Consider the following 12,864-nt stretch of genomic DNA (forward strand, 5'->3'; position numbering starts at 1 on the left):
CCGCCGTACCAGGATTGTTCCCCGCGCTTTTCGGGCGAGTCGAGGCGCTTGGGGAGGGGAACGCGAGGGGCGAGTGAACCAAAGCGATCGCCCCCTTCAGCCCTGCGTTGAGTGGCAAACTGAGCGGCGATCGCCCTGGCCTGTTGGGTCACGTCCTGGGGCTGATAGTCGGTCATGGCGATGACGGTATCCGCCACGTCGAAATAGTCGCCGCTGCCGCCCATGACGAGGATCGTGGACAGGTCGTAATCCTGATAAAGCTGGCGGATTTTGTCGATCAAGGGCGTGATTGGCTCTTTGTCTTTGGCGACGAGGGCCTGCATCCGGCGATCGCGAATCATAAAGTTCGTAGCGGAGGTGTCTTCGTCTACTAGCAGCAGCCGCGCCCCCGCCTCCAACGCTTCTATAATGCTGGTTGCCTGGGATGTGCTGCCGCTGGCGTTTGCGGTGCTAAAGCGTGTCGTCGAGCGTCCCTGCGGCAGGTGGTTGATAAAGGGCGAAATGTCTACGCTCGTGATGCTGCGGCCGTCTTCGGCGCGAATCTTCACGGCGGCCGCGTCGGCTACCAGATGTTCGCGTCCGTCGCCGGGAATGGCGGTGTAGATGCCGAGGGCGATCGCCCTGAGCAGGGTAGATTTGCCGTGGTAGCCGCCGCCGACGATGAGCGTAATGCCTTTGGGAATGCCCATGCCAGAGATACTGCCCTGGTTGGGGCGATGGAACTCCACCCGCAGCGACGCAGGCGAGCGAAATCGCACGGCACTGGAGTCTTGAAGCGGGCGCTCGTCTACGCCGCTCTGTCTGGGCAAGAGCGCTCCATCCGGCACAAAGGCCACCAGCCCCCGCGCTGCCAACTGGTCGCGCAGCCAGTCGGTGTCTTCTGCCACGGTCAAATGCTGCTGGAGTTCAGTCGGGTTCAACGCCGAGTAAAAGAGCGATCGCCCCACAATCAGCGGCAGGTCGTCGCACAACAGATCCGCCGCCGTGCGCCCCAAGATCTGCCGCCCCCGCGCGGGCAGCCCTACCCAAAATCGCGCTTCGACCGCCACCTCCGACACCCAAAGAGCCGATCGCTCCAGGATGTATTGACTGGTAGGGGCGATCGCAATCAGGCCGCTGTTGCCGCTGCCCCGCTTTTCGCGCACCGCCGCCGCTGCCTGGCCAAACTGCCGCGTTAGGTAATCCCGCAGGGCGATTTCCCGGCTGCGCGAGTGGAACGTTTCTGTCGGAAAACCCGCCTCCGCCTGGGGCACGACGACCCGCAGCCGACTAGGAGCCGCAAACGGATCGCCCTGCACAAAGTCAACATGCAGCGTAAAGCCCGGAAACCGATAGCTGCCCTGAATCTCTTTATAGGCCTTGTAGCCCAGCCCATCCAGCCGCACCAAAGTTTGCCGCAGCACCTGATCATTTGCCATAGCGCCTGTTTATCCAGCCAGCCCAAGACCAGCCCAGGGAAGGGTCTTGTACCGATCTTAGATTCTAGATTTTGGATTTTTCTTCGTTCTTCGTTCTTCGTTCTTCCTTCTTCCTTCTTCCTTCTTCGCTCTTCGTTCTTCGTTCTTCCTTCTCCCCTACCCCACCACGCCCAACTCCTCGCGCACGGGCGTTTCTACCCGAATTGGCAACAGTTTTACCGCGCAGGCCTTCAGTTCTGGCTGCTTCGAGTCGGGGCAGGCCGCGGGATGGGTGAGGGCGTTGGCTTCGGCATGGTCGGCCCAGAGAGCGCCCCAGTGCATGGGCACGAAGACGGTTCCAGGGGCGATCGCCCGAGTGACTTTGGCGGGAAAGCGGGCCCAACCCCGGCGCGATCGCACTTCCACCACGTCTCCCTCGACAATGCCCAGCGGCTCCGCATCGCGGGGGTGAATTTCGATAAACGGGTTGGGGTACATTTGCGTAATCTTTTCGGTGCGTCCGGTGCGGGTTTGGGTGTGCCAGTGGCCATATAGCCGTCCCGTCGTCAGCACCAGTGGAAAGTCGGGGTTAGGGGGTTCTGCTAGCCCCCGCGAGTGAGAGGCGCTAAAGCGGGCCCGTCCATCGGGCGTGTGAAATTGTAGGTCGGTGTAGAGGCGCTTGGCGGGCTGGGTCTGCGATTCAGGGTTCTCACCGCCGGGCAGTGGCCATTGCAAGGGGCCCTCCTGCTCTAGCCGCGCATGACTGATGCCGCTCATGTCGCAGGGGCGGCCCTGGGTGAGCTTCACAAATTCGGCATGAACTTCAGCGGCGGTTTGGAAGGGGAACTGGGCGGCAAACCCAAGGCGGCGGCCAACTTCGCAGAAAATTTCCCAATCGGCGCGGGCTTCGCCGGGGGCGGGCTGGAAAGCTTTAGCCAATGTGACCATGCGCTCCGAGTTGGTCATCGTGCCGCTCTTTTCGCTCCACTGCGTCGCAGGCAGCAGCAGATGGGCAAATTCGGCAGTTTCGGTGGGGAAATAGGCTTCTTGATAGACCGTGAAGGGCGATCGCCCCAGGGCCGCCTTTACTCGCACCAAATCGGGCAGGCTCACGGCCGGATTCGTCGCCGCAATCCAGAACAGGCCGACCTCCCCCGTCTCTAGCCCGCGAATCATGTCCCACACAGTGCGTCCGGGGTTGGGCGAAATTTGTCCCGCTGGCAGATTCCAGGCGTGTTCGACCTCAGCGCGATGCTGGGGATTGGCCACAAATCGGTAGCCGGGGAGCAGGTGCGACAGTCCGCCCGCCTCGCGGCCACCCATTGCGTTGGGCTGCCCCGTCAGGGAGAAAGGGCCCGCGCCCGGTTTGCCGATTTGCCCGGTGAGCAGGTGCAGGTCGATCAGGCTGCGAACCTTGGCCGTGCCCTCGCTCGACTGGTTCAATCCCATCGACCACAGCGACAGCACCCGCCCCGACTCGCCCCACCAGCGGGCGGCAGTTTCCAGGTCAGAGATAGAGATGCCGCAGCGATCGCTCACCATGTCCGGCGGGTAGTGGCGCACCACCTCGGCGTAGTCGGCATAGCCGTTTGTGTGCTGCCGAATAAATTCCGGCTGTTGATAGCCCCACTGCATCAGCAGGTAGGCGATGCCATTGAACAGGTCAATATCTGTACCGGGGCGGAGGGCCAGGTGTAGGTCGGCTGCGTCGGCGGTCTGGGTGCGGCGCGGATCGACCACGATCAGGCGGACGTGGGGTGTTTTTTTGTGATACTTCCGCAATCGGTTGAAGGCGATCGGGTGGCACTCGGCCATGTTGCTGCCGACGATCACCGCGCAGTCCGTTTGCTCCAAATCCTCATAGCAGCAGGGCGGCCCGTCTGCGCCAAAGCTCTGCCCGTAGCCCGAAACCGCCGAGGACATGCACAGCCGCGAGTTGGCATCAAAGTTATTCGTCCCCAAACAGCCCTTCATCAGCTTTTGGGCGGTGTAGTAATCTTCGGTGACGAATTGGCCGGAGCCGTACATGCAGATGCCGTCGGGCCCCTGGCTCGCCAGAACCGTCTGGAGGCGATCGCACAGTTTTTCCAGCGCCTCATCCCAGCTAATTTGCCGAAAGTCCTGCTCTAGCGACTCGCGCCACATCGGATACAGCAGCCGATCCTTGCCGATCGACTCTGCCACCGTTGCGCCCTTCACGCACACCATGCCCTGGCTCGATGGATGCGTGCGATCGCCCCGCACCTGCCACGCCCCTTTGCCCTGCGACGGCACGACCTCAAGGCCACAGCCCACGCCGCAGTAGGGACAGAGGGTTTTGATTTGGGTTTCATCGTTCACTTGATTATCCCTTTGCTCTCAAAGTCCCCCTTAATAAGGGGGATTTAGGGGGATCGGGTCGGGCGCTGGAGTTTTGATCCCCCCTAGCCCCTCTTAACAAGGGGGGAACTGGACTGCTCAAAGTCTCCCTTATTAAGGGGGGAACCGGATTGCCTGTCATCTCTTTATTTCCTCAAACTCAGCCCACGTCATCATGGGCATAGCGGTGATACAGAAAGTCCAGCGCTTCGTTCCGCAGTTCGTAATAGCGTGGGTCTTCCATGACGCGGCTGCGGTTGCGGGGACGGGCAAAGGGAATGTCGAGGATTTCGCCGACCTTGGCGGCGGGGCCGTTGGTCATCATGACGATGCGATCGCTCAGCAGCAGCGCCTCGTCGATGTCGTGGGTAATCATCAGCACCGTGACGCGGTGATCCGTCCAGATTTTCAGCAGTTCCTCTTGCAGTTCCTCGCGGGTAATCGGGTCGAGTGCGCCAAAGGGTTCGTCTAGCAGCAGCACCTCCGGGCGCAGGGCCAGGGCGCGGGCGATCGACACGCGCTGCTTCATGCCGCCAGAGAGGGCGCGGGGTTTCTTGTCCATCGCGTCGGCCAAACCGACCATGGCCAGGTGGTCGCGGGCGATCGCCGCCTTTTCGCTCTTAGAAAGCTCTGGTCGCGCCGCGTGTAGCCCTAGATACACGTTCTCGTAGGCCGTCATCCAGGGCAGCAGCGAGTAGTTTTGAAACACCACCATGCGATCAGGGCCGGGTTCTGTGATCCGCTGGTTTCGCAGGCGCACCTCGCCGCTGGAGGGCGTGCGAAAGCCCGACACCATATCCATGAGGGTCGATTTGCCGCAGCCGGAATGGCCGATGATGCTGACAAATTCACCTTCCTGCACCGCCAGATTCACGCCATCCAGCACGGTGTAAGTGCCGCCATCTTTGGTGGGATACACCTTCGAGACATTCTCGATCATCAAAAACGCATCGGTCATGGGCACGGGCTGCGGCTGGAGTTGGGTTGAGTCGAGAGTCTGCATTGTTAGGGATTCAGGGTTGAGAGAGAGGAGAGAATGGGGCATAGGGCTGGCTTTTTACACCTCACACGGTCACGACATCAATGCTGACTTCCTCAACTTGCACGTCGCGCTTGATGGCAAGACTGTGGAGGTAGCCGATGGGGTCGTCGGGGTCAAATACGCTGCCGTCGGCAAAGTGGATAGGGCTGCGGTTGGGTTCGGTGTCCAGCAGGCCCAGGTCGCGGGCGGCGGCTCCGAACACATCTAGGCGGCGGGTGCGGTCGAGGATGTCGAACCAGTTGCGGGGGAAGGGGGTGATGCCCCAGCGGGCAAGCTGCGTCATGATCCACAGACCCTCGGTGCGGTAGGGGCAGTTGGTGCGATCGACGAAGAACTGGTTATAGCGCAGCAATTGCTCTGGCTCGTCGCCTGTGCCCCGGTCGTAGGGCGTGACCAGGCCGGGACGGATTTGATCGACCGTCGCGCCAACATACTCGTCGCGGGAGAGGAGTTCGGCCAGGGCTTCTCGGTTGCGGCGATCGTCGCAATATTCGCAGGCTTCGAGCAGCGCCGTGACGAGGGCGATGTGGGTTTTGGGATAGCGGTTTGCCCAGTCTTCGCGCACGCCCAGCACTTTTTCCAGGTGGCCGGGCCAGATGTCGAGGTCCGTGGCGATCGCATAGCCCAGTCCTTCCTGAATGGCGCGAGAGTTCCACGGTTCGCCCACACAAAAGCCGTCGATGCCGCCGCCCTTGAGTGCGGCCACCATCTGCGGCGGCGGAATGGTGACAATGTTCACGTCTTGGTCGGGGTCGATGTCGCCTGTGGCTAGCCAGTGGCGCATCATCAGGTTGTGCATCGAGGCGGGGTGAACGACGGCCAGCGTGGGCACTTTGTCGGGCGTGCGGGCGATCGCCGCTTTCAAATCTGCCACCGTCCGCACGCCGTCGTGCAAAAAGCGCTGACTGAGGGTGATGGCGTTGCCGTTGCGGCTGAGGACCAGGCCGGTGGTCACGGGAACGGACGCTTTGCCGCCCATGCCCAGGGTCAGCGCCAGGGGCATCCCGGCAATCATCTGGGCGGCATCCAGGCGGCCGCTGGTGATGCCTTCGGCGATCGCCTTCCAGCTTGGCTCGCGGCTCAGCGTCACCTGTTCCAGCCCATATTTCTCAAAAAAGCCCAGTTCCTTGGCCACCACCAGCGGCGCACAGTCCGTCAGCGGCACAAAGCCCAGTTCCAGGTTCACCTTTTCCAACCCATTGCGGGCGATCGCCCCCACCTGCAAGGCGGCCTTGCGCTTCTTGGCCTGCTTCTGCTGGTTCAAGAAATAGACAATTTCGCTCCGCATTCCGTAATAGCTGGGATGGTTCACCACCTCCAGGCGATCGCGCGGCCGCTCGAAGGGCACGTCCATGATCTGCCCCACGTAGGATTCTGGCCCGTTGGTCAGCATCACGATGCGATCGCTCAGCAGCAGCGCCTCATCTACGTCGTGCGTCACCATGACGCAGGTCAGTTCATGTTCCTCGGCGATTTGCATCAACTGATCTTGCAGGCTGCTGCGGGTGAGCGCGTCCAATGCGCCAAAGGGTTCATCCAGCAGCAAGAGCTTGGGACGGATGGCCAGGGCCCGGGCGATCGCCACTCGCTGCTTCATGCCGCCGGAGAGTTGCCCCGGCCGCTTGTCGGCCGCGTGGCGCAGGTTCACCAGGTCGATATGCTGCTCCACGATGGCGCTGCGTTCCGATTTGGAAGCCGTTGCCATGACGCGATTTACCGCCAGGGCAATGTTTTCGCGCACCGTCAGCCAAGGCAGCAGCGAGTAATTTTGGAAGACCACCATGCGGTCGGGGCCGGGTTCAGTGACTTGGCGACCTTCCAGCACCACGCCGCCCGCCGCAGGTTTCGCCAATCCCGCAATGATGTTCAGCAGGGTCGATTTGCCGCAGCCAGAGTGGCCCAGCAGCGAGATAAACTCGCCCTTGCGAATCGTCAGATCAATATTCTTCAGCGCGATGTATTCTCCGCCGCCGGGGAGCGGGAAAACCTGATCTACGTGGTCGATTTCTACGAATGGCAGCATGGGGATTTTGGATTTTAGATTTTGGATTTTGGGATGCTTACTTCTGTTCTTCGGGCACGACGCGGGAGGCAATGAAGCCGATCAGCGCGTTGAGCAGCAGCCCCACCAGACCCACGTAGATAATGGCCAGGATCACTTCGCTGTTGCTGCCGCTGTTGTAGGCATCCCAGATAAAGAAGCCAATGCCCACGCCGCCCGTGAGCATTTCTGCGGCAACGATCGCCAGCCAGGACAGACCGATGGCAATCTTGAGGCCGGTGAAAATATAGGGCACAGTGGCAGGCAGCAGCACCTTGAAGAAGTAATCGAGTCGGGACAGCTTTAGCACGCGGGCAACGTTGTTGTAATCCTGAGGAATGTTTTGCACGCCAACGGCCGTGTTGATGATGATGGGCCAGATGGCGGTGATGAAAATCACGAAAATGGCAGCGGGCTGGGAGTCGCGGAAGGCCGCCAGGGAAATGGGCAGCCAGGCCAGCGGCGGCACGGTTCGCAACACCTGAAAGATGGGATCAATCGCCTGAAACATCAGCACACTTACGCCGATCAGGATGCCGAGGGCGATGCCAGCGATCGCCGCCAGGAGATAGCCCACCGCCACCCGCTGCAAGCTGGCCGCAATTTGCCAGAACAAGCCCTGATCTGTACCGCTGCCACGATAGAACGGGTCGATGATCAAGTCCCATGTATCTTGCACCAACTGGATCGGCCCTGGCAGGGGCGCATTGTCGCCTGAACACACCAGTTGCCAGATGCCCAGGAGAATGAAGAGGGCGATCGCCGTTGGAATGGAACGGCGAATCGTCTTGCCAAGCCATGCGCCCAAGTTAGAAGAGAGCGATCGCCCAGGACGGCGGGGAGGAGAGAGTTCGGCTGTCATAGTAAGGGGTTAGAATCAGGATTTAGGGCAGAGAGGTTGAACTATGGGAACAGAAGTCAGGGGCAAGTAAGATAAAGTAAGAATTTTTCATGCCTCAGCAGCTTTACTTACTCGATTACTTACTTGCCCCCGACCGCACTACACCTTTTTAATCTTCAGCGACTTTAAGTACTCGCTCGGGTTTTCGGGATCGAACTTCACGCCGTCAAAGAAGGTTTCCACGCCGCGAGAGGTGCTGGCGGGAATGGCAGCTTCCTGCCCGATTGCTTTGGCTGCTTCCCGCCACAGGTCTTCCCGGTTCACCACGTCAATCAGCGCTTTGGTGTCAGTGTCAGCAGGCAAGTAGCCCCAGCGGATATCTTCCGTCAGGAACCACAGGTCGTGGCTCTTAAACGGATAAGATGCCGCATCGTTCCAGAACTTCATCAGCAGCGGGCTATTTTCGAGCTGGCGCACCCCCATATCAAAATTGCCCTTGGCCCGCTCTAGGATGTCTTCTACAGGCACCTTCAGCCATTCTCGCCCGGAGATAATTTGGCACATCTCCTCCTTATTGGCCATGTCATCGCACCATATCTGAGCTTCTTGCACTGCCATCAAAATTGCCTTCGCCGCATTGGGGTGCTGTTCTACCCAATCAGCCCGCATCGTCAGCGATTTTTCAGGGTGATCTGCCCAAAACTCGCCCGTCGTGATGGCGGTATAGCCCAGGTCTTGGTTGACCGTTTGAGCAGGCCAAGGCTCACCCACGCAGAAGGCTTCCATGTTGTTGACCTTGATGTTGGCCACCATCTGAGGCGGCGGCACCACAATCGTCGAAATGTCTTTGTCAGGGTCGATGCCGCCCGCCGCCAGCCAGTAGCGCATCCACAGGTCATGCGTGCCACCAGGAAACGTCACGGCTGCTTTAATCTCGCCCTTCTCAGATTTCGCCTTAGTAAAGGCTTCCTTGAGCGGCGCACTGTCAGTGCTGATTTTCAAGTCCTTGTAGGTGTTGGCAAGGCAGATCCCCTGACCATTCACATTCAGCCGCGCCAGAATGTTCATCGGCACTTTCTGATTGCCTTTGGTAATCGCGCCCGCCGACATTAGGTAGGGCATAGGGGTCAGAATGTGCGCTCCATCGATGCCACCGCCAGCGGACCCCAACTCCAGGTTGTCGCGGGTGACCGCCCAGGAAGCCTGCTTCAGCACTTCTACATCGGGCATCCCATACTTGGCGAAGAGTCCCTTCTCTTTGGCAATGATCAGCGGCGCAGAGTCGGTTAGGGCGATGAAGCCGAGTTTGGCCGTGGTCACTTCGGGTGTATCGGCTGCGGCTACGGGTGCGGGCGAGGCCGGAGCGCTGGCGGCCGGGCTGCTGGTATCCGAAGGCGACGAGCCGCCGCTGCATCCATTGGCCAGGATCGTTGCGCCTGCCGTCACGCCTGCCGTGAAGATAAATTTCCGCCGAGAGAGTCTAGACATAGGTTCAGTTCTCCAAGTTGTGGTTAGGGTAATCAGTTGGCAAATTTTGGGATGTAAAATCCCCTACCAGTTGCGCCCGGTGTCAAGATCCGGTGAAAAACTGGCTGAGTGAGGGATCGGATTTGGGATCGGGTCAGGAATCAGGTAAAGATAAGCTGCTAAGCGCCGATACCTGCCCCCTGGCCTCTAAACACCTGGCAACTTACTTCGGTCGTGCGCCGAAGTTTTCGATCAGCAGATTCCGCAGGATGGGCTTGAGGTCGTCGCAGGGAATGCCTTTTTGGACGCAGGTGCCGAGTTCGGCGTGTTTGCCGACTTTGCCGCCCATGTACAAGTCCACGCCTTCGGCAGCTTTGCCGTCTTTGCGGACTTTGGTGCCCATCAGACCGATGTCGGCGACCTGGGGCTGGCCGCAGGAGTTGGGGCAGCCTGTCCAGTGGATGCGAACTGGGCGCGTAATTTCCAGTTCAGATTCCAGTTCCTTGATCAGCGCCATTGCTCGGTTTTTGGTTTCGATCAGGGCGAAGTTGCAGAACTGGGCCCCGGTGCAGGAAACGAGCGATCGCACGAGTAGCCCCGGACTCACCGAAAACTTCTCTAGCAGCGGCTCCTTTAGCAAGGGTGCAACGCGAGAATCGGGCACGTCGGGAATAATCACGTTTTGCTCGACGGTTAGGCGGATTTCGCCACTGCCATAGACCTCCGCAATCCTCGCCAGGTCAAACATATCGGGCGCATACAGCCGACCGACGGGAACATGCAGCCCCACGTAGTTTAGCCCCGGCTGCTTTTGGGCGTGGATGCCGATGTGGTCGCGCTTGTCCCACAGGATTTCGTCCTTGGGCGCGGCGGTTTGCAAGGGATGCCCCAACTGCTGCTCCACTTCGGCACGAAACTTATCCATGCCCCACTCGTCGATCAGCCACATCAGGCGAGCTTTTTGGCGATTGGCCCGCAGCCCGTGATTGCGGTAGACGATGAGGATGGCTTCGCACAAGGCCACCACATCACGCGGATCGACCCAGGCATTGAGCGGCACGGCGGCTTCGCAGCGCTTGGCCGAGAAGAACCCGCCCACCAGCACATTGAACCCTAGTCGTCCGTCCTTATAGGCAGGTACAAAGGCGATGTCGTTGATCTCGGCGTGTACCGAGTTGTCGCGGCATCCGGCGATCGCAATATTGAACTTGCGCGGCAGGTTAGTAAACGACGGGTTGCCCTCGCCGTTGTTGGTGATCATGTCCTGCACCTTTCGCACCAGCCCGCGAGTGTCAATCAACTCGTCGGCATCAATGCCCGCCACGGGCGAACCCGTGATGTTGCGAACGTTGTCCATGCCGGACTGGATGCTGGTCAACCCCGCCTGCTCAAACCGCCGGAAGATATCGGGAATATCTTCTAGCCGAATGCCGCGAAGCTGGAGGTTTTGCCGCGTAGTGATGTCGGCGTTGCCATCTTCGCCGTAGCGCTCGACAACCTCCGCCAGCACCCGCATCTGCCCGCTCGTGAGAATGCCATTGGGCATTCGCATCCGCAGCATAAACTTACCCGGCGTGACGGGCCGAAAAAACACGCCCATCCACTTCAGGCGATGGTCGCGGTCGGTCTCATTCATCGCTTCCCAGCCCAGACGGGCAAAGTCCTCCAGTTCAGACTTGACCGCCAGACCATCTTTTTCGGACTTGAGCTTCTCGAACTTATTCAGACTGGTTTCTGCTGGAACGGTACTGGTCATAGCAAGAGACCTTGGATGGAAGAAACGGCAAGTAATGCTGTGCGTAGACCCGCGTTTTTGACTCAACGCCTGGAATCAGAACCCGTGTTGGCTAAAACTTGTGTCTAAAACTTGTGTCTACGGAGACTTGACTAACGCCGCAAGACTCAAGCCTGCATTGCCTTGCATGATTGATACGTTAGAAGCATTAATTCTGAAAATTCGTAGCTCCTGTTACAAAAATTTTCGTTGCATGAAATTTGCGAATTGCGACAATGCACAACCTGCATAATGAACCTGAGCCTGACTCAACAAAACCCAGCGCTTCTGGCTAGAATCCAAGAGCAGTCAAGGCATTGACCGCATTTTTCTATCTGGCGGCACAGACGAGTATGGTCAGCAATCCGCGTATTTTATCTGCCCAATCGCAGGACTTCCCGCTGCTTCCGCAGGCAGAGGATGGGGCGATTCCCGCAGGGAGCGCTTCGCAAATCGCCGCCGATTGGGAATTGCTGGTGCAGCGGGTACAGCAACACTTGGGGCATCTAGAAGAACAGTTGCAGACCAGTGGTATCCGCCCCGCTCGAACAGAACTGGAAACGCTGAGTCAGTGGGCGATCGCTGTACTGTGTGAGGGCGACTTTCAAGACCGCTGGGACGTGGCCAAGCTATTTCCTCGGCTAGAAGCCCTGGCGGCTGAACCGGCAGAGTCCGTCAAGCAACTGCTGCTCGACCCGCTGCTGGCGCTGCTGCAAGACGAAGAGGAAGACCCGGATACGCGCTGGTTTGTGGCTCGGATCTTAGGCGAGTTTCGTCAGCCTGCGGTGCTGCCAGTGCTGGTTCACCTATTGCAAACCGCCCCCACCGAAGATTTGCAGCAGATCGCGGCGGCGGCGCTGGCAGGCTTTGGAAAAGCGGCGATCGCTCCTCTCGCCCAACTGCTCCAAGTTCCCCACACGCGCCTGCTGGCCGTGAAAACCCTGTCCCAGATTCAAGATCCCGGCGTGGTTCAGCCGCTGATAAAACTGCTGCGCGATCCTGACCCACAGGTGAGAGCCGCTGCGCTCTCGGCCATCGGCAGTGCCCGCGATCGCCCCATTCCTGACCTGCTAATTGCCGCACTGGGCGACTCCTCAGCAGCAGTGCGCCAGGTAGCAGTGACAGAACTGGGTTTTCGCGCAGACCTGCTGCCGGACTATGACCTAGTGAGCTTGATCTATCCGCTGCTGCTGGATGCTAACGCTGGCGTGGCCCAGCAAGCGGCGATCGCCCTGGGTCGCCTGGGCACCAATCCGGCCGCCACCGCGCTCTACCGCGTTGCCCACTTGCCCCAGACCACCCATCCACAGCGCATGGCGCTAGTGCAAGCGCTGGGCTGGATGGGCACACCCACCGCCCTGCACCATCTGCATCGGCTGGCGCTCCAGTGGAGTGAGGAAGCCCCATCCGCCCCGCTGCTACACGCTACGATTCAGGCAATGGGTCGCGTCGAAGTTCCAGAACTGCGCTGGCAGGCGGCCCGCTATCTGGTGGAACTGCTGCACGGTAATCTACCTGCGGTGCAAACCGCTGCCGTGAAACAGGCGATCGCCCTCCAGCTTGGAAAATTGGGCGACCTCGACGCGCTGGATGCCCTGGTTCACCTGGCAACCGATCCGGATCTGGGCGTGAAACTCCATGCGATCGCCGCCCTCAAGCAGCTTCACCCCGACCAGGGTCGGCAGCAGCTCGAAGCACTGTCCAACAACCATCAAGTTTCAGAACAAACCCGGCAAGAATTGGCGATCGCCCTCGCAGAGTGGTAATCCAATTTCCATTCCTCCCTCTTCCCTCTTCGTTCTTCCCTCTTCGTTCTTCGTTCTTCCCCCTTCCCTCTTTCCTCTTCGCGAGGATGTAATTTAGCGTGGCTACTCGATAGAATCATCAAAACATCGTCCTCAAGAGTCAGTCGCAAACGCTTTCGCTGGATGCCAGGGTTCGGTA

8 protein-coding genes are annotated in these 12,864 nt (G+C 59.7%); 1 reads left to right on the forward strand and 7 read right to left on the reverse strand.

Annotation, left to right across the window (positions count from 1 at the left end; genetic code table 11):
* From IGS51_RS21610 to IGS51_RS21640, 7 genes are all read right to left on the reverse strand, one after another.
* The coding region (locus IGS51_RS21610) for an ABC-ATPase domain-containing protein (protein ID WP_297080872.1) at nucleotides 1-1,418 on the reverse strand (1,418 nt) is incomplete at its 3' end.
* Between the two features lie 156 nt (nucleotides 1,419-1,574).
* Nucleotides 1,575-3,737, reverse strand: coding sequence for a molybdopterin oxidoreductase family protein (locus tag IGS51_RS21615; protein ID WP_297080874.1), 2,163 nt, complete (start codon nucleotides 3,735-3,737; stop codon nucleotides 1,575-1,577).
* Nucleotides 3,738-3,915: 178 nt separating this feature from the next.
* Nucleotides 3,916-4,758, reverse strand: a complete 843-nt coding sequence (locus IGS51_RS21620; protein WP_172358057.1) for a nitrate ABC transporter ATP-binding protein — start codon at nucleotides 4,756-4,758, stop codon at nucleotides 3,916-3,918.
* Nucleotides 4,759-4,819: 61 nt separating this feature from the next.
* Nucleotides 4,820-6,820 (reverse strand): nitrate ABC transporter ATP-binding protein, encoded by a 2,001-nt coding sequence (locus tag IGS51_RS21625; protein ID WP_297080876.1) that lies wholly within the window; start codon nucleotides 6,818-6,820, stop codon nucleotides 4,820-4,822.
* Between the two features lie 37 nt (nucleotides 6,821-6,857).
* Nucleotides 6,858-7,700: a nitrate ABC transporter permease gene (gene ntrB, locus IGS51_RS21630; protein ID WP_297080879.1), complete on the reverse strand. Its 843-nt coding sequence runs from the start codon at nucleotides 7,698-7,700 to the stop codon at nucleotides 6,858-6,860.
* Nucleotides 7,701-7,838: 138 nt separating this feature from the next.
* The gene (locus tag IGS51_RS21635; protein WP_297080881.1) at nucleotides 7,839-9,167 is read right to left on the reverse strand and encodes a CmpA/NrtA family ABC transporter substrate-binding protein; all 1,329 of its coding nucleotides are present in this window, start codon (nucleotides 9,165-9,167) and stop codon (nucleotides 7,839-7,841) included.
* Nucleotides 9,168-9,369: 202 nt separating this feature from the next.
* The gene (locus IGS51_RS21640) at nucleotides 9,370-10,902 is read right to left on the reverse strand and encodes a ferredoxin--nitrite reductase (RefSeq protein ID WP_297080883.1); all 1,533 of its coding nucleotides are present in this window, start codon (nucleotides 10,900-10,902) and stop codon (nucleotides 9,370-9,372) included.
* A 335-nt stretch (nucleotides 10,903-11,237) separates the two neighbouring features.
* On the opposite strand from IGS51_RS21640, the gene IGS51_RS21645 reads away from it, so the two are divergent.
* The gene (locus IGS51_RS21645; protein WP_297080886.1) at nucleotides 11,238-12,686 is read left to right on the forward strand and encodes a HEAT repeat domain-containing protein; all 1,449 of its coding nucleotides are present in this window, start codon (nucleotides 11,238-11,240) and stop codon (nucleotides 12,684-12,686) included.
* The last annotated feature ends 178 nt before the right edge of the window (nucleotides 12,687-12,864 follow it).

This window comes from Thermoleptolyngbya sp. M55_K2018_002, from assembly GCF_015295965.1.
In the GTDB taxonomy this organism is placed as follows: Bacteria; Cyanobacteriota; Cyanobacteriia; order Elainellales; family Elainellaceae; genus Thermoleptolyngbya; species Thermoleptolyngbya sichuanensis.